Origin of the sequence: Desulfobacca acetoxidans DSM 11109 (genome assembly GCF_000195295.1) — a bacterium.
Lineage (GTDB): Bacteria > Desulfobacterota > Desulfobaccia > Desulfobaccales > Desulfobaccaceae > Desulfobacca > Desulfobacca acetoxidans.
The window spans coordinates 3,094,402-3,112,060 of record NC_015388.1 but is presented as its reverse complement, the minus strand read 5'-3'; the positions used below and the strand labels follow the sequence as shown (position 1 = coordinate 3,112,060).

Genomic DNA, 17,659 nt, shown 5'->3' with positions numbered 1-17,659 from the left:
TAATACTTCACCACATTCCATATTGGGTTGCGCGCCGGAACCCACCAAAAAGTCAAGCGGTCTTGCTATAGTAAAAAGCTTTTTTACCGATTAAGCAAGTATAATAATGAACCACTGTTCTGCTGTTAACTATCAATTAATTGTAATAATCGATAGTTAATTAAAATTCAAGAAAAATAGAAAAGGAGATCAGCGCGAAGACTCAGGCATTAAGATTAATCTGACCGTCTCTGAGGCGATAAATAAAATCAAATCCTTCGATCATCCGTTCATCATGGGTAACGCAAATGACCGCGGTCTGGTTTTCCCGAGCGATCTTTTTTAACATCTCCATGACCTTCTTGCCACGGACGCTGTCAAGAGCGCCGGTAGGTTCATCAGCCAGCACCAGTTTGGGGGAGCCGGCCAAAGCCCGGGCAATGGCCACCCGCTGCTGCTCTCCGCCCGACATCAAAGCTGGCAGGTAGTCGGCCCGATCGGCGATTTCCATGTACTCCAGCAGTTCCATGGCCCGGCGGTGGGCCTCACGTTGTGTCATCCCCAACAGGTTCAAGGGCAGCAGGACATTTTCCAGGGCCGTCAGGAAAGGAATAAGATTGCGCGCCTGAAAAATAAAGCCGATCTTTTCAAGGCGCACCTGCCGGATGTTTATGTTCCGCCACCCATGATCCCAAAGAGTCGCCCCGTCCAACTGGATTTTGCCGCCGCTGGGTTCCAGAATCAGGCTGATGCAGAGTAACATGGTGGTCTTCCCGGAGCCGCTCGGACCCAGGAGGGCCACCAGGTCCCCAGGTTTCACGGAGAGGTTAATGTTTTTCAATGCCTCTACCGCCAGGTGGCCGGTACCGAAGGTTTTGCTTAAGCAGTCGATTTTCAGGATTTCAGTTATGTTCATTGTTCTCCCAGTGCCAGAGCGGGAGGCGTCTTCAGGGCCTTCCAGATGCCCAATAGACTGGCGATGATGCCTCCTATCAGTGCTAATCCAAAGGTGACCAGGTCATCCAGGGGAGTCAGCAGCACCAGTCGAGGCCAGACGTGATACGTATTATGAATTATAACCCAGCCAATCAGATAACTGCAGGAGGTCAAAAGGATGGACTGCTCCATAATCAGCCGGATGATCACCCGGTTGGGGGCGCCGATGAGTTTCATCACCGCAATGCTGCGAATTTTTTCCATAGTTAACGTAAAGATCACCATGGCAATGATCACCACGCAAACAATCAACAGCAGAGTGCGAAAAAGAAACAACTGCATGCGAGGGCGGTTCAAACGTCCCTGGGACATGATTTCGATCTGTTCAGGAGTAGTGAAAACTGAGAGATAGAGGTAGTCTCGAATACTCTGGGCAACTTCTCTTGCCTGGGCGCCTGGCATCAGGCGAACTAACACGGCGTTGATGCGGTGCATTTCGATAGAATAGCGGGAAAGATATTTTTCTGCTTCCTGAACGGTGAAAAGGCCGGGATGCACCAGGCTCTGGTAAATTCTCAGCCGCTGGTTGCGGACTTCTTCGTTATCCGGCAGCCATATTACCTCCTGGGCGTCAGGCAGGGAGAGATAGAGGAGGGGTTCGCCGTCGGGAGAGGTTCCTTCTTTGGTTAATCCGACCACGGTGTAGGTGTGTAGACCCAGTCGAAAGTTTTCATTCAGGCGCAAACCAAGTTTCTGATGAGCTACGGCCTCATAATGGGCTTGGGTGATGGGACGGCCAGCCAGAAGTTTTTTGGGCCCGCCCAATCCGGTAAAGACATCATAGCCAACGATAGTGAAACGTCGACTTTTCCCGGCAATGCGGCGCTCCACTGGATAGACGATGAAAGGACTGGCCTTCTCCACCCCGGGCATGGCGGCGACGCTATAATGAAAAAACTCTGGGAGAATGGATTGCTCGTTAATAGGGCCGCCACGGTAGCGCTCCACCACCCATAAGTCCGGATTGGTGCTGTTGATGAGAGCAAGTCCTTCAAAGACAAACCCCCGATAGATGCCGTTCATAGACAGGACAATGGCAAAGAGCAGGCCGATGCCCACGACGGTGGCCAGAAACCGTCCCAGATGCTGCCGAATGTCCCGAATGGCCAGGTCCATGGGATTATTTCCCCGCCACTAGACGGCTTTTGACTTTCACGCCGGGTTTGGTTTGGGAGGATGGCGAAACAATAAGTTCGCCTTCTTTTAGACCTTGTTTTACCGCTACCCGTTGGCGGTCTCGCAATCCCAGGGTGATAGGACGAAATTTGACCACTCCGGCATCCACGACCAACACCCCGGGATGACCGTCTTGCTCCTGCACGGCATTCCAGGGGGCGGCAATAACCCGAGTATAGCCGGTGGCAATGGCCACTTCGGCTTCTTCACCTATCACCAAAGGCTCAGGGAGAGAAGCGAACTTGATATTTACCTCCATTTCCCGAGTCACCATGTCGGCTTCCTTATTCAGGCGCACTACCGTGCCAGTGAAATTGCGGCCGGAGCGCAAACGAATCTGGGCCTCCTGCCCCGCCTTTAAGACCGCAATCCGGGTTTCATCAATCCAGGCCGCTACCCAAATCCAATCCATATCTACCATGTGAAAAATAGGGGTTCCCGGCGTGATTGTATCTCCAACCTCAGATCGACGTACGGTGAGCAGCCCGTCCATAGGAGCCAAAATACGAGTGTAATCCAAAGTTGCCGCCGCCGCCTGGGCTTCGGCCACAGCTTGTTTAAAAGCCGCTTCGGTCGCTGCGACACTAGCCTTAGCCTCAGCAGTCTCTCCCGCTGCCACTTTCAAAGCGGCGCTGGTGGTGTCAAAGGCTGCTTCTGAGATGTAGCCGGGTTTGAAGACCTCCTGGTCGCGGCGATAATTGCTCTGGGCCAGGTTTAGATTGGCCTGGGCCTTAGCCAGGGTAGCCCGAGAGCGAGCAACATCCTTCTGGGCCCGGTTTTGTGCCGCTCGAGCCGCTGCCAAGCGGGCCTTGAGTTCCGCTGCGTCCATTTCCGCCAGGAGCTGACCTTTTTTCACCCGGTCTCCCTGGTCAGCATAAAGCTTCTCAAGAATCCCCGTTATTTTGCTGCTCACTACCACAGGCACCTTGGATTGGACCGTGCCCGGTCCCCGAACCTCTCCCCGAATCTCCACCGGTTGGGCCGCTATAACCATGACGGTCGGGCGGTAGAGGAACAGACTATATCCCAAGAGAAGCAGAACAATAAAGGCGAGGGCGGCCACAATGATCTTTTGCCCTCCCCACGGGTTTTTCATTTATTTCCCTCCCTTGGCTTCCTGCTTGAGACGGTTGCGGGGTCAGAACCGACAAGCTGTTGCACCCGGGCCCGGCCAATGCCGTAGCCAGCCTGATAACTGATGAGACTCAGGCGGGATCGAGTCAACTCTACCTGAGCGGTAAGCACGTCCAGGGCGATAGCCTTGCCGTAACGGTACAAGGCCAAAGCGCTGGCATAGGCTTCTTCATTAGTAATCAGCGTCTGCCGGGCAGTGCTCACGCCTTGCCTGCTGTTCTCCTGGTCCTTCCAGGCTGTGGTCAGGTCAGCCTTGAGACTGTTCAGACGGTCCCGCTTTTTCTCCATGAGTTGTAGGTATTGAGATGAAGCCTTAGCGACCTGGGCTTTGGTCAGCCCACCTTCAAAAAAGGGATATTCCAAAAAAACCGCGGCCAGCCATTCGGTTTTTGTGCCTCCCAAATCGCGGTGGCGGAAATCGCTGGTGGCCTGCAGGCTGACTTCGGGGAGATATCCCCCTTGCGCGGCTTTTACCAGGGACCGGCTCTGGGAGATTTCCAGGTCCAGCCGTTTGATTTCCGGATTGTTCTTAAGGGCCTCCTGCCAAAGCGTCGGGATATCAGGAGCCGCAGTAAATTGCTGGGGCAAATGGCCTCTCACATCCACCGGAATTGTCTCCTTAAGCCCAATAGTGCTTGCGAGAATTTCCCTTGCCAGGCACACGGCATTTTGGGCCTCCACCACAGCCTGCTCGGCCTGGGAAACCTGCGATTGGGCCCGGAAATTATCCAACCGGGTGACCTTCCCGGCATTAAAAAAAGCCTCGGTAAGCTTGGCAAAATCTTCTCTTTCCTTCAGAGCCTCATGGGCTACTTGGAGATTTTCTTTGGCCTCTACTAATCGGTAGAAGGCCTCGGTTACGTTATAGGATACTTCAAGAGCAGTTTTATGGACTTCCTGTCTCTGGGCCTGGGTGCCGGTTCGAGCCGCCTGAGTATTATAGTAGGTTTTCAAACCATCAAAAACGAGTTGTTTACCGGCGATGCCTGCATACCCCTCACGTTTAAACAAGGCGAAAGGGGTGGAGCCGCCGGCGGCAAAGCGATTGGTCGGCTGTCGATCATAAAACGATAACAGTGTCAGGTGAGGGAAGAACTTGGACCTGGCCGCCTGGTAATCAGCCACCAACTCCCGAACTCTATCCCGACTGGCAGTAAGGACCGGGTTTTGCTCCCTCGCCAAGGCTAGACAGTCCTCCAGGCTGAGGGCGTGAAAATCTTGTCCCACCGCCGTGGTATTGCCTATACAACCGATAATGACGAAACTGACTGAAAGGATAAATTTCCAGCCTTGCAACAATGACAGCATATCCCATACTCCATAGCACAATCCATAGGATTGATATCTCTGTGTAAACCTCGCCCTGTGATTTTTCAGGATCATAGGCTTATCCGACTTAATTCTAAAGTCTGCCGGTCAACGGTTGCTCCTTAGGTTGTTCTGAGATGAGTTTTTACAGCTCAAAGAAAATAATTCCTCTCTTTGACGCCTGCGGTGAAGACGGCAAAGGGATAGCGCAAGCACCACAAAGGGATCGCCGTGATCACCAGGATGCTACTCTCCTGAGAATTAAGAACTCGGGACTTATTTTCTGACCAGGCAAATGTGAATAACCGCATTAACAATTACATAAACCTAAAAAAAATCATACGACCGGAAGTCCTTGGGATAACTGCCTTGGCCCATCACCCCCGCTTTGGGTGTACCTGTGTTGATTTTTGGTAATACTCCAGCTATCTGAGAGAATAGATCAAGAACTGGTGGGCGGTACCCACTATACAACATTACAGCACCAATAGGCCCATCTGTAAGGGCGGATCTTGTATTCCCACCAAACAATTGAAGTGTTATAATTCCCGGCTTTCGGGAGAAATGAAAGTTTTTCCCGCAGCATTTGTGCCTCATGATTCTCAGCAAATATTCTACGCAAAAGTCTGAGCAGCTTCTCATTGGGGCTGGCAGGGATTACGGTCAGGTGATACTGCATCCAGGGACCATCCCGGCGGTCGCTGGCCCAACCCAAATGCTAGAGGCGGCAAGAGGCCTTGGACTGGGTGATCTCTAAAAAACTCATGATGCCGCAGACACAGAGTTTCTCGGTGATTGGCAAGAGCCAGAGAATTATCAGGCGGGTCTTGTCCGCCAGGGATTGGCAAAGCTGTGATACCTGTTACAAGTTTAGATTATAACCGGATATACGGATATTGTCAACTTACCTTTTTACTTTAGGCTATCAAGAGTTATTCTCACCCATCAGCTTGACGCCCTGAGAGAGAAGGGGTAGCGGTATTGCAATCAGAAGGCGGGATGCCTCTCGTTTTCCCGCCTTATCGAGACTTAGGAGAGACGCCGTTTTAGAGCGAGCTTTTTGGCCTGCCACCATAAAAATACACTGGCGATAAACATAAACAGACCGACGCCGAAGAAGGCTTTAGTTCCAAGGTTGGTTGACCCGGAGGACGATGGCGTCTGCTGTCCTATCAGGCCTTTTTCATCCACCTGTACCTCCAGATCAAGGCGATGCCCCATTTCGTCATTAAATACCAGATGCCATTTCCCCGGCTTATCGGGAGCGAAGGCGAAACGGCCGTTTTTGTCGGACCGGCCCACTTGAAAAGGCTTCTCCGATTCCGGCGACGTAACGGTTACCTTCGCATAACTCATGGGCTCTCCCCCCTGATAATTGGCTGTCGCTACCAGCCCGCCCGGTGCAACGACTCCCTCTACTCCATGGCTATGGGCGAGAGCGGGAAAAAGCAGCAGCAACCACAACAATCCCATAATATTCAGTACGAGTCTAAACATGGATAATCTCCTCCGACCGAAGTTTAAAGTGAAAGAAAATACTTAAATTCTGCACTAGAAGCTATTTTAAAACCTTTCATCCTACAATGTTATCGGTTTGAGCATAGCGAAGCATCTTGTATTTTTAAAGACTTGAGAACTTCACTGCACCTTGGCTGACAGAAAAAAGGGTTTGCAGGTAGCTTTTAACGAAAAAAAGGCCCAACCTCTAGGTAGTTGAGCCTTCATGGTTCATTATTGAATTTGATTAGGTACTTTTATACCCGGAGGGTTCTCCCCCCATTGTTAGAGTGGAAAGTATAATAAAAAATAAAACAATGTCAAGCATCCTTTTCCTAAACAGTAATACTCCAGCCAGTTGAGAGAAAAGATCAATTAATGGTGGGCGGTGCCCATCCTACAGCACTAGAGCACCGACAGGCCCATCTGTAGAAGCGAATCTTGTATTCGCCCCAAACAACTGAAGTGTTGCCCGGAACACAATCTGGAGATTGCAACGGTTGACAGATCTTTTTCTAGCCTAACGGTTCTGCTCCACCCGCGTCTTGTCCCGAAGGATATAATCAAGCAATTTGCGGGCGAAGGGGGAAATCAAGTGGATTCGATCCGGGTCCAGAGTGGCATTGAGGTACTGGAGGCGCAAGAAGTCTCCGTCGGAGGCGAAGCCTGGCCGGACCCCGGAAAAAAAGAAGCCGATTGTCTCGGCGGCTTCGCAGAGATCAGGGGTACCACCTTGAGACAGCGGTAAATCGAGGAAGACCGCTACGGATTCGGCCAGATCACACAAATCCCGGCAGGCCTGCTCAATTTTCGGGAAAGTATCCGAACCGATGCGATCGACCTGGATGAGTCCTACACCGTAGTTCTTCCTATACTGTACTGACAGCCGTCCGTTTCCTGCAGCAGGCTCAGGCTTTAGAAATTCCACCGGTACTCCGAGGTTCCTATAAATATCCGTTAGAATCTGCCGATGGCGGTCCGGAGCATAGAGGCGCGTCGTTTTCGGGGGCGACAGGTAATCGAAATAGAATACCAGCGCCGTCTCCCCCTGAAAAACCGGCCCCGGTTTTGTATCCCGATAGCCGAGATTGTGTTGGATGATCTCCAGTTTTTTAAAATGAACCCCTAGATGTAAGAGCTCAATGCCGGCCGCGTGCAAACCTTTATTTTCGCTACCCTCCTGGCTGATGGTATGAACGGTGACGGCCTCGGCGTAGAGACCAACCAGTTCCATCCGCTGGATTTCTCCTTGCAGCAGCTTATCCATGCGCTTAAATAAACCTTGCCCCCGGTGCGATGGCGCTATCGCAAGTTGCTCCAATTCGGCCAGGGAGCCTAACTCCGGTCGGATTAACCCTACATGTCCGACGATCTCGCCATCTGCAGTCACGGCCACCACACCCACGTGGATGCCGCACTTAATGTTGTGGGCCAGACGATCGGGGTAATAGATATTGACCCGAGGATAGGTATAGCCGTATACCCGGTACATTAATTGTGCCACCCGAAGAGCATCTTCAGGGTCAACAAAGCGGATGGTATAATCTTGAGGGCTTTGAGCAACAGGCGGCTCGTGAGGGGGGCCGTGCGGCGCTGCGGTTTGCGGCTGAAGACGGCAGCACTCACTGCGGTATTTCGTAAGGCGCAGCTCCTTGCCCTGAGGCCCATGATTAATCCAGTGCACCTCGTCGACGCATCGGTGGATCAGGGATAAGCCCAGAGTGTGCTGCGAGAGATGTCGGCAGGCATCTGTATCAATGGGGTGAAGTTTCGGTTCGAGAGTCTCGTCGAAGGGCAGGCCTTGATCGTGTACCGCCAGGATCAGGGCATTAGGCGTCAATTCTCCAACCACGGTGATAATACCGGGTTCATCATCATAGGCGTGCTGAATGCTGTTCTCGCAGGCCTCCCACAGGGCCTGGGCCAATAACTCCGCCTGATGCTGGGGAAAATCTGCCAGGACCGCCAGATTATAGCCATAATCATGTACCAGTTGCAGTATTCTGGCATCTGCCGGCAAGGTAATATCAGTCCGGAAATCAGGAGTCATCGGGTACCTTCCAAGAGTTTTAGAAAAAGCCGAGATCAGGCAGCAACCGTGGTTATCGCGGTAAAAATGGTTTAAGGGGCCTGCCCGGACAGGATCAATACAACTTTCTGCCTTAAGAAGAAAGCGGACATGGTTATCTTACTGACCGAGACCTGCGATTGCCTCCCTAAGCCCCAAGGCCGCTACCTCATCTTGCTGCCCCTCTGGACTCAGCCGCCGTCCCCGCGCCACTAGTTGGGCATACGACCTCTGCGGACCGAAGGTAATCCGGATGGGATGGGGACGGGGAAAGGCCATACCTACCCCCCAGGCCTGGCGGGAGCCCTGAATAAAGGCCGGGATGATGGGAATATCCAACTCTTTGGCCAGGATCAGCACGCCCTTCTTGATCTCCCGCAACTCCCCGGTGATGGTGCGGGCGCCTTCCGGGAAGACGCACAGGCTCTTGCGGTGGCGCAGCACGTAGGCCGAAGCCTGCATAGCCGCCACCAGGTGGCGGGCCGAATCCACCGGAATAACCCGCAAGGCCTGAACCAGATGGCGGACTAACGGCAAATCAAAGTAAAAGGTCGTGCCCAAAAAAAACAAGGACTGCCGCCGCCGGTGGGGGACAGCCAGGAAGATGAGAAAACCGTCCAAAAAACTGGCGTGGTTGGGGCAGATGAGCGATGCGGCAGGGCTGAGATGCTCCTGCCCATAGACCTGCAGCCGGAAAAGCGTTTTGGCCAACAGGCCGAAGCAGATTGAACATCCGAGGGTGAAAAAGCGCGCCCCCCAGGGGTGGCCCAGTTCGATGCGCCGGAGCAGTTCCGGCGGAGGGTCCTGTTGTAGGATTTCTTCCCAGGAGCGCTGTCTGGCCAAGGCGACTTCCCCGGCCTGGGATTGTTGCGCTTCAATAAACCGGATCAGTTCGCCCACCGTGAACAGATCGGCAAAACCATCTTCTTTGACGGGCGCCTGAAACCGCTCTTCCAATGCCACCGCCAGTTCTACCAGGGCTAGGGAATCCAGCCCCAGATCCAGTTCCAGGTGATCGTCCAGGGCAATGAGCCGCCGACCGGTCTTATCCAGGAGCAGATTGACCACCTCAACCCCCGCGGGCGAGAGATTCTCTGTTAGAGCGGACTTTTTGGCTTCATATTGCTTACCGGTCCGAGCTTGATAGATTTTTGCCGCTTCCTGCATCTTGATTTTGCCCAACCGGGTCTTGGGCAGTTCCTGGTTGGTCAACACAAAATCCCGCACCCGTTTGTAGGACTCCAACTGCTGTGAATAGAAATCCAGATACCACTTCACCCGGTTGTAAACGTCGGTTTCTCCGAACTGGCGGAAATATTCGAAATCAGGGACCACCACGGCCACGAGTTTTTCCTCCCGGGCGTCGGGCATAATGAAGATTTCCTTGATGGCCGGGGCCTGAAGATAATGCGCCGCCACCTCCTCCGCTGAGATATTCTTGCCGGAACTCAGGATAATAATATCTTTGGCCCGTCCCTGGACGTAGAGGTAGCCATCCTCATCCAGGCGGCCCAGGTCGCCGCTGTAGAACCAGCCATCCGGGATGACCGCCTCGGTGGCGGCGACGTCGTGCAGATAACCGGCCATGACATTATCCCCGCGGATCAGGATTTCTCCCACTCCCTGGGTATCGGGTTGGGCGATTCTCACTTCGACGCCGGCCAGCGGCCGACCGACCGAACCGAAACGGGGGGCCTCCGGCGGGTTGATGCTGACCACCGGAGAGGTCTCGGTGAGGCCATAGCCTTCGAGGATGACAAAGCCCAACCTGGCGAAACCCGCCGCCAACTCCCCCGGCAGCTTGGCCCCGCCACTGACAAAATAGCGGAATTGCCTCCCCAAGGCCTGCCGGAGAGGCTTGGTGAGCGGACCGGTCAGGTTGAGGCTGCATTTCTGTCGCCCGCGTTGAGCCAGATCAAGTCCCAGGTTGAGAAGCCGGCCCAGTCCTAATGGCAACTCCTCCAGCTTTTTGGCGATACCCCGATAAAAATGCTGGAGCACCATGGGAGTGACCGGCAGGATGGTGACCTGCTGTTCTTTGATACAGCGGATTATGGCTTCGGCCTTCAGGGTGTCGATAAAGGTTACCGTGGCGCCGGAAAAGAGCGAGCTGATCATGGTGATAAAAGGAAAGGCGTGGAACAGGGGCAGAATAGCTAAAAAGTTGTCCCTGCCGGTAATAGCCTCGAGGGCGGCAATGCCGACGTAGTTGGCGGCAAAATTTCTTTGGGTCAGCATGACGCCTTTCGGCGGTCCGGTAGTGCCCGAAGTAAAGATGATGGAGGCCAGGTCATTTAATTGCACAAGCGGCAGATCATTAGCTTCCGGCGTTTTCCGGAGTTCATCAAAGTCGATAATCCGGGGGTGAGGCCGATCGCCGCCAGGGATTTTAGCATTTCGATTCTCTCGGCTCGTGGGCCAAAGACCAGGGTGAGCAAGGAAATCTCCCACTATCACAATATGTTTAACCGACGGTGCCGCGGCAATCTCGGCTAGCGGCGCCTTGGCCGAGGCGAAGACCACTCGGGCCTGCGTCTGTTCTAAAACATAAGCGACAAACTCCGGTCGGGACTGGAGGTCCACCGGTACGGCCGTCCCCCCGGCAAGCAGCAGCCCGAAATAGCAGATAGGCCACTCCGGCCGGTTTTCCATGATGAGCAGGCCGCAGTCATTTTTGCCGATACCGCTCTGCCGCAGCCAACCGGCGGTCCGGAGGGTCTGTTGATAGAGTTCCCCGTAGGAAATCTGCTGAACCGTCTTACCGACCACGTTGATGATGGCCGTCCGGTGCGGCTCCGCCTGAACCCGCCGCCGCAGGTGTTCAATCAGGGTGAGGTGCATGAGTTCCTCGGTTTTAATGGCGGATACTGAATACAGCAGTTCATAAATTCACTACCGCATTTTTCTGTCACCCTGAGCCGAAGGCGAAGGGTCTTAGGTCGTGGTTTTAAGATTCTGCGCTGTTTCCGAAGGCTCAGAATGTCAAGATTGAATATATAAAATGATGTAGTAAGGCTGGATACTGTTTGTCAGTTAAAAAAAGTATCGGCCTTATTTTCTCTTAGGCTCATTCATTAAAAAACCAGGGGTGACCTCATCCAGCCGCCCCTGGTTTTGTGTTAAAACAGCCCGACTGCCACTGATCGCTAGGAGGTGGCGATAATCAGCAAGACGGCATCCTTGGCCACCGAAGCACCGGGTTCGTAGTTGATAGCCTTCACCGTGCCGGTTGCCGGGGAGGGGAGATTGTTCTGCATCTTCATGGCTTCAAGGATACACACCGGGCTACCGGCTTCGACCTTATCGCCCAGGGCGACGCTGTAACTGATGATCATGCCCGGCATGGGGGCGCGCAGGGCCACTTCGCCGGCCGCCACTTCTTCTTTGGCTGCCGGGGCGGCAGGTTTGGGCGGAGCCGGGGCCGCCGCCGGGGTAGGTTTAGGTGGCGCCGCCGGACGCGGGGCCGTAGCCGCCGCCATCGGGGTAACGGCGCTGATGACCGGAGCGCCGGAGGTACATTCGACCTCTACCTCATAGTAGTCGCCATCCACAAAGACGTTGAAGGTGCGCAGGCCTTCACCTTTGGCTGGAGGGGTTTTTTCCAAACGGTCGAGGTATTCCTGAACTTTGGCGAAGAGGTTTTTCTGCTTGATGCGGTTGTAGACGTCATCCTGCATCTTGATGCGGTCCAGCTCTATGGGCTTGACCTCTTCGGGAACGGGTTCGACGCCGTACTTCCATTTCAGATAACGCAGGCCGGTAGTAGGATAGATGGCGTAGATGAGAACGTCGCCGATGTTTTTGGCCAGACCTTTGGTGGCTTCCCGGGCCTTTTCCAGTTCCGGCTCTATCTCGTCGGCCGCCCGACAGGAGATAGGTTCTTCACCGCGTTCGTACCCCTTCAGGCAGATCTTTTGGACTTCTTTGTCCATCGGGGCCGGAGTCCTGCCGTATAAGCCGTAGGCCATGCCTTTGACCTCGCCGGTGATCATCTTGTAACGGCCAAAAAGTACGTTCTGTACCGCCTGGATGCCGACAATCTGGCTGGTGGGGGTGACCAGCGGCGGGTAGCCCAGTTCTTTCCGGGTGCGGGGCAGGTCTTCCATCACCTCGAGGATGCGATCCAGGGCATCGGCCTGTTTTAGCTGGGAGACCAGGTTGGAATACATGCCGCCGGGGATCTGGTGGAGGAGGACGCCGGTATCGATGATCGACATCTTGCTGGTGTCCAGAAAGTCGCGGTACTTGGGGGCCACTTTTTCCAGATCCTGGCCTAATCCAATCATGGTGGCCAGATCGATGGCGGATTCCCGCTCGGTGCCCTCTACGGTAACCAGGATAGGTTCGATAGCCGGCTGTGAGGTCCGCAGGGCGAAGGGAGAGAGGGCGGTGTCGATGATGTCCACCCCGGCTTCGATGGCCTTGAGGTAACTCATGGAACCCTGGCCGCTGGTGTAATGGGTGTGAAATTCCACCGGGATCTTGACCGCCGCCTTCAGGGCGGAAATCAGTTCGAAAGCGTCGTAGGGAGAGACCATGCCAGCCATATCTTTCAGACAGAAGGAATCGGCGCCCATGGCTTCGGAGCGTTTGGCGAAATCGACGTAATATTCCTTCGTGAAGACCTCCCCGCCCATTCGCCGCTGGGTCAAGGAGTAGCAGACAGCGGCCTGAATATGCACGTCCAGCCCCTGTTTCTTGCAGTCCTGGAGGGCTTTGAAGGAGGCCTCAAAGTTGCGGATGTCATTTAAGGCGTCGAAAACCCGGAAGACGTTCATCCCGCAGTCGGCGGTATATTTCACAAAGGCGTCAACTACATCATCGGGATAGTGGCGATAACCCACCAGGTTCTGACCCCGGAGCAGCATCATCAAGGGGGTTTTTTTGATAAATTTTTTCAGGGTGCGCAACCGCTCCCAGGGATCTTCACCCAGGAAACGGTGGGTGACATCAAAGGTAGCGCCGCCCCAGACCTCGATGGCCCAAAAACCGGCGTTATCCAATCTTTCCGCCAGGCCTAGCATGTCTTCGGTGCGCATCCGGGTGGCCAATGAGGACTGGTGCCCGTCGCGCAAGGTGGTATCGGTAAATCGGATCGGATTCTTTCCTGCCATGATAATCTCCTCAATCTTTCAAACTAAAGTGATAAACCCTTCAGGGTGTAGTTTTTCAATGTATTTCTCATATCGGCCATGAGCTGGCACCTGTCTGAGGCCATGCAAAAGATCAGGTTTCATTATCAAAAATATGAAGATCACTTTTACTAGTGTCTGTCGACAGCTAACCGCTGAGGATCAAACATTATGTCAAGCTCCGCCTCTGAATCAGATAACGCATCTGCATACCGTGCTGCCGACCGGCCAGACCCCAGATATTATGGGTAGTGGAGGGAACCGGTGCCGCCACCATGGCTGGGGCGGCCGCCTGGGAGGCCAGCCAGGCCTCTTCATCCTGGATGTAGGCCTGAACGGCGGCTGCAATGACTGCTCCCACTTTTGGATTGATGGCCATACGCTCCCCTTTCCTTACATCGGAATATTGCCGTGCTTCTTCGGCGGCAGATTTTCCCGCTTGGTGCACAGCAGTTCCAGAGCGTCGATCAGACGGGGGCGGGTTTCCCGAGGAATAATGACCTGGTCAATATAGCCCCGGCTGGCGGCAATGTAGGGATTATAGAGCAGACCTTTATACTCCTCGATCTTCTCCTCCCGTTTAATCTTGGGGTCGGACGCTTCCTGGATTTCTTTGCGGAAGATAATGTTGGCCGCGCCTTCGGCTCCCATAACGGCGATCTCGGCAGTGGGCCAGGCCAGGACCATATCAGCCCCCAGGTCCCGGGAACACATGGCCAGATAAGACCCGCCGTAATCTTTCCGGGTTACCAAGGTAATTTTTGGTACGGTGGCCTCGGAGTAGCACCACAGGAGCTTGGCCCCATGCCGGATGATACCGCTCCATTCCTGATCACTGCCGGGTAGATAGCCCGGAACATCGGCGATGGTTAATAGTGGGATGTTGAAGGCGTCGCAGAAGCGGATAAAACGGGTGGCCTTGTCCGAAGCGTTGACATCGAGGCAGCCGGCCAGGACAATCGGTTGGTTGGCAATGATGCCGATCGGCCGGCCGTTGAGCCGGGCAAACCCGGTAATGATGTTTTGGGCGAAGATTTCGTGGGGTTCGAAGAAGTCTCCATCATCGACAATGGCCCGGATGACATCCTTCATATCGTAACCCATATTGGGATTGTCGGGGATAATGGCATCCAGGGCGGCATCCTGCCGCTCCACCGGATCGCTGCAGGAAGAGATAGGCGGATCCTCCATATTGTTATTGGGCAGGAAACTGAGCAACCGCTTGATCTGCTCTATAGCTTCGGTATCATTGGCGGCGATAAAATGCGCCACGCCACTCTTGGTGTTGTGCGCCATGGCACCGCCTAAGTCCTCCTGGGTGATGACCTCGCCGGTAACGCTTTTGATCACGTCCGGTCCGGTGATAAACATGTAGCTGGTCTTGTCAACCATGAAGACGTAGTCGGTCATGGCCGGGGAATACACTGCCCCGCCGGCACAAGGACCCATAATGGCTGAAAGTTGGGGAATGACGCCGGAGGCAATAGCATTGCGGTAAAAAATCTGGCCGTAGCCGGTGAGGGAGTCAACACCCTCCTGAATGCGGGCACCCCCGGAATCATTAAAACCGACGAACGGGACCCCGGCTTTCAATGCCAGGTCCATGACCTTGCAGATCTTACGGCTATGCATCTCACCCAGAGTCCCGGCCCGGGAGGTAAAATCCTGCGCAAAAGCAAAGACCGGACGGCCGTTGACCCGGCCGTAACCGGTGATGACGCCGTCCGCCGGGATGTCCATGCGGTCCATGCCAAAATTGACCGAGCGGTGTTTGACGAACATGTCCGTTTCCCGGAATGTGCCCGGATCGTAAAAGAGCTCAAGGCGCTCCCGGGCGGCCAACTTGCCGGTCTGGCGTTGTTTCTCAACCGCCTTGGCGCCTCCCATGGCTTTGATTACGGCCTCTTTCGCTTGTAATTCAGCTAGGCGTTCGGCCACTGATTTCATACATTCCACTCCTTTCGCTCCGGACGCCAGATATCGTCTTGATGTAAAAGCTTTGTGCTGAGCGCCGGCCTTTCCGGATTCACCGGTTTTAGACAAAGTATATATAAATTGGCATGTTCTGGTGATCACAACGAGGCGTGAAAACAGAACCGTGGCTGCTGTTCACAATAATGCTTTTTCTGCTCACCGCCCACTGCCCACTGTTGTCATATAACAATTCGCTAAGAATATGATCACGAAAACCTGAAGGTGCAAGTCTTTAGAAAAATTTTTTATGACGGGTACCGAATATGAATCGGAACCTGATAAAAGAGGTACCAAACGTTATACTTTTTCTACAATTTAACCATTATTGTCAAGGGAAAAGAATATTATCGGGATATCGGGATGAGCTCTTTGGCTGTGGTCAAGAGACCCTTCACCCCCGGTCCGGGGTGGCACAATCGTGAGATTTCGTCCGAGTATTTATGACGCGATGTCTGCTTCTGACGCAGAAATCTGAATACTTCCAGTGAGAGGGATCAAACCGGCGATATTTAAGAAGTCTGAAAAAAAACCGATATGTAAAAATAGGGCGCGTTTCTGCCAACTGTTCTGCAGTTTCATTAAGGTTGTCTCCTGAGAAAACCGTTTCTTGCCTTCCCCCCCTACGCCGAGATAGCTCGATAGGGTCATTGAGATATGGAAAAAAAATATCACATCATGGTGGCAGATGACGAACCATCCGTCCGAGAAATCTTGAAGGACTTGATCCTGGCGTTGGGTGATGAATATAATGTCTACCCGGTGGCTGACAGCTTCGAAGCCCTCCATTTCCTGCGAAGTATGCCAATAGATTGTATTCTGGTTGATATATTTATGCCCGGATTGAACGGCTTAGACTTCTTAAAAAAGATTCGCCCGAAATATCGGGATCTTATGGTAGTGATTATCACCGGCCAGCCGTCTTATGATATTGTTCTGGAGGCCCTCCGCTTAGGTGCTACGGATTTCCTGGCCAAACCGATTTCCTTATCTGAATTGAGAAAAATACTAGATAAACTCAAGCAGCAGAAAGAGCAGGCGCAACAGCAGAAAGAACCAGCTTCCAGATCGGAGCAGTTGAGTCTAAAAACCATGACCGAGCAGGTACACCAAAAAATGCAGGAGCAATATACGCTGCATGCCTTAGGGGAGCAATTAGCGAATATTCGCAATACCGAAGAATTTTATGCCAATCTGGCGAACATGGCGTTGATTCTTACCGGCGGTATTCAATCGACTTTTTTCCTCTACGATCAGGTTCTTGGTCGTCTCCGGGCAGTAACTCACACCGGAGACCAAACCAGCAGTGATAATGTCTTGAAGGTGGCCAGCCAGGCAATTTCGCAGAGTGATCCTCTTTATCTTCCGGCAGAGAAAGGATCAGGGAAGCAACGGGCATCGCTATCGAGCATAAGTCTTCCCATCAGGCTGCGAGGAGAGCTGTTAGGAGTGCTGCATGTCAATGGCGCTCCGGGTAAGGATATTAAACCGGAGGATATCGCCCCGCTTCAGCTCCTGATAGATCGCTCACTCATGACTCTGGAGAATCTCACCCTGCATGAAAGCGCTTCTGCTAATCTCTATGATACCTTGAGGGCGCTTATTAATTCTCTGGAGGCCCGAGATCCTTACAGTCGTCATCACTCTGTGCGGGTGACCCGCATCGCCGCCTACTTTGCCGAAAAGATGGGTCTTTCCGCCGAAATGATTGATTCGATCAACCTGGCCGGCCCGTTGCACGATATCGGCAAGATCGGCATTCCCGACGCCATCCTGCTGAAACAGGATGCGTTAGTACCGGAAGAAATCGAAATTATGCGCCAGCATCCCGTTGTCGGGGATAACATCGTGGCCCCGCTTAATCTTCTCCCGAGAGAGAGATCTATTATTTTACACCACCATGAGCGGTGGGATGGTCTGGGTTATCCCATGGGTTTAGCCGGTGAGAATATCCCTTATCTGGCCCGCATCATAGCTTTGGCGGACGCCTATGACGCTATAACCACCGATCGGCCATATCGTCTGCGTCGTACCAGTATGGAAGCCTTGGCGGAAATTCAGGCCTGCGCCGGGACCCAGTTTGATCCGGAACTGGCAGGACGTTTCGTCGATATTATGGGCCAATTGGGAGCGGCTGACGAAATCAGCGGTGATATGGCGCCGGTACCTCAATCTACGGAGCTATTGTTGTCCCGACAACAATTTGACATGCTAAAAAAGAAATATCATAGTAAAATAATCCCATTGAAGGACCACAAAAGGAGTTCGGCGGCCCCGGAGCAATCCGCTGCTGCCCGGACTGAGATAAAATGAGTCTTACCGGCCAACGGTTTACCGGAATTTTCCCGGCGGACTGGTCGAATAGCGCCTGAGACTTACCGAAATGGTTTTGCATGCT

At 53.4% G+C, this 17,659-nt stretch carries 13 protein-coding genes; 1 reads left to right on the top strand and 12 read right to left on the bottom strand.

The window, feature by feature from the left end; translation table 11 throughout:
* Window positions 1-202 precede the first annotated feature (202 nt).
* From DESAC_RS14065 to DESAC_RS16355, 12 genes are all read right to left on the bottom strand, one after another.
* Complete coding sequence (locus tag DESAC_RS14065; RefSeq protein WP_013707734.1) at window positions 203-895, bottom strand: ABC transporter ATP-binding protein; 693 nt, start codon at window positions 893-895, stop codon at window positions 203-205.
* Window positions 892-2,091 carry an ABC transporter permease gene (locus tag DESAC_RS14060; protein WP_013707733.1) on the bottom strand — a complete coding sequence of 400 codons (1,200 nt, stop codon included), beginning with the start codon at window positions 2,089-2,091 and terminating at the stop codon, window positions 892-894. The genes DESAC_RS14065 and DESAC_RS14060 overlap by 4 nt, the downstream gene beginning before the upstream one ends.
* Before the next feature lie 4 nt (window positions 2,092-2,095).
* Entirely contained in the window at window positions 2,096-3,247 is a 1,152-nt protein-coding gene (locus tag DESAC_RS14055; RefSeq protein ID WP_013707732.1) for an efflux RND transporter periplasmic adaptor subunit, read from the bottom strand.
* Window positions 3,244-4,593, bottom strand: a complete 1,350-nt coding sequence (locus tag DESAC_RS14050) for a TolC family protein (protein WP_013707731.1) — start codon at window positions 4,591-4,593, stop codon at window positions 3,244-3,246. The genes DESAC_RS14055 and DESAC_RS14050 overlap by 4 nt, the downstream gene beginning before the upstream one ends.
* A 718-nt stretch (window positions 4,594-5,311) precedes the next feature.
* Complete coding sequence (locus DESAC_RS17060) at window positions 5,312-5,413, bottom strand: hypothetical protein (RefSeq protein WP_373419372.1); 102 nt, start codon at window positions 5,411-5,413, stop codon at window positions 5,312-5,314.
* Between the two features lie 209 nt (window positions 5,414-5,622).
* Window positions 5,623-6,090: a hypothetical protein gene (locus DESAC_RS15505; RefSeq protein WP_013707730.1), complete on the bottom strand. Its 468-nt coding sequence runs from the start codon at window positions 6,088-6,090 to the stop codon at window positions 5,623-5,625.
* Between the two features lie 520 nt (window positions 6,091-6,610).
* A complete protein-coding gene (locus DESAC_RS14040) occupies window positions 6,611-8,140 on the bottom strand; it encodes a GNAT family N-acetyltransferase (protein WP_013707729.1) in 1,530 nt (509 codons plus the stop codon).
* Between the two features lie 138 nt (window positions 8,141-8,278).
* A complete protein-coding gene (locus DESAC_RS14035; protein ID WP_013707728.1) occupies window positions 8,279-10,999 on the bottom strand; it encodes an AMP-binding protein in 2,721 nt (906 codons plus the stop codon).
* Window positions 11,000-11,304: 305 nt separating this feature from the next.
* Window positions 11,305-13,272: a pyruvate carboxylase subunit B gene (locus tag DESAC_RS15500; protein WP_013707727.1), complete on the bottom strand. Its 1,968-nt coding sequence runs from the start codon at window positions 13,270-13,272 to the stop codon at window positions 11,305-11,307.
* A gap of 187 nt (window positions 13,273-13,459) precedes the next feature.
* Window positions 13,460-13,669 carry a hypothetical protein gene (locus DESAC_RS14025; RefSeq protein WP_013707726.1) on the bottom strand — a complete coding sequence of 70 codons (210 nt, stop codon included), beginning with the start codon at window positions 13,667-13,669 and terminating at the stop codon, window positions 13,460-13,462.
* A 14-nt stretch (window positions 13,670-13,683) separates the two neighbouring features.
* Window positions 13,684-15,237, bottom strand: a complete 1,554-nt coding sequence (locus DESAC_RS14020; protein WP_013707725.1) for an acyl-CoA carboxylase subunit beta — start codon at window positions 15,235-15,237, stop codon at window positions 13,684-13,686.
* A 465-nt stretch (window positions 15,238-15,702) separates the two neighbouring features.
* Window positions 15,703-15,843: a hypothetical protein gene (locus tag DESAC_RS16355; RefSeq protein ID WP_169311550.1), complete on the bottom strand. Its 141-nt coding sequence runs from the start codon at window positions 15,841-15,843 to the stop codon at window positions 15,703-15,705.
* A gap of 75 nt (window positions 15,844-15,918) precedes the next feature.
* Between DESAC_RS16355 and DESAC_RS15495 the strand changes: the two genes are divergently transcribed.
* Window positions 15,919-17,574: an HD domain-containing phosphohydrolase gene (locus DESAC_RS15495; RefSeq protein WP_013707724.1), complete on the top strand. Its 1,656-nt coding sequence runs from the start codon at window positions 15,919-15,921 to the stop codon at window positions 17,572-17,574.
* Window positions 17,575-17,659: the final 85 nt, after the last annotated feature.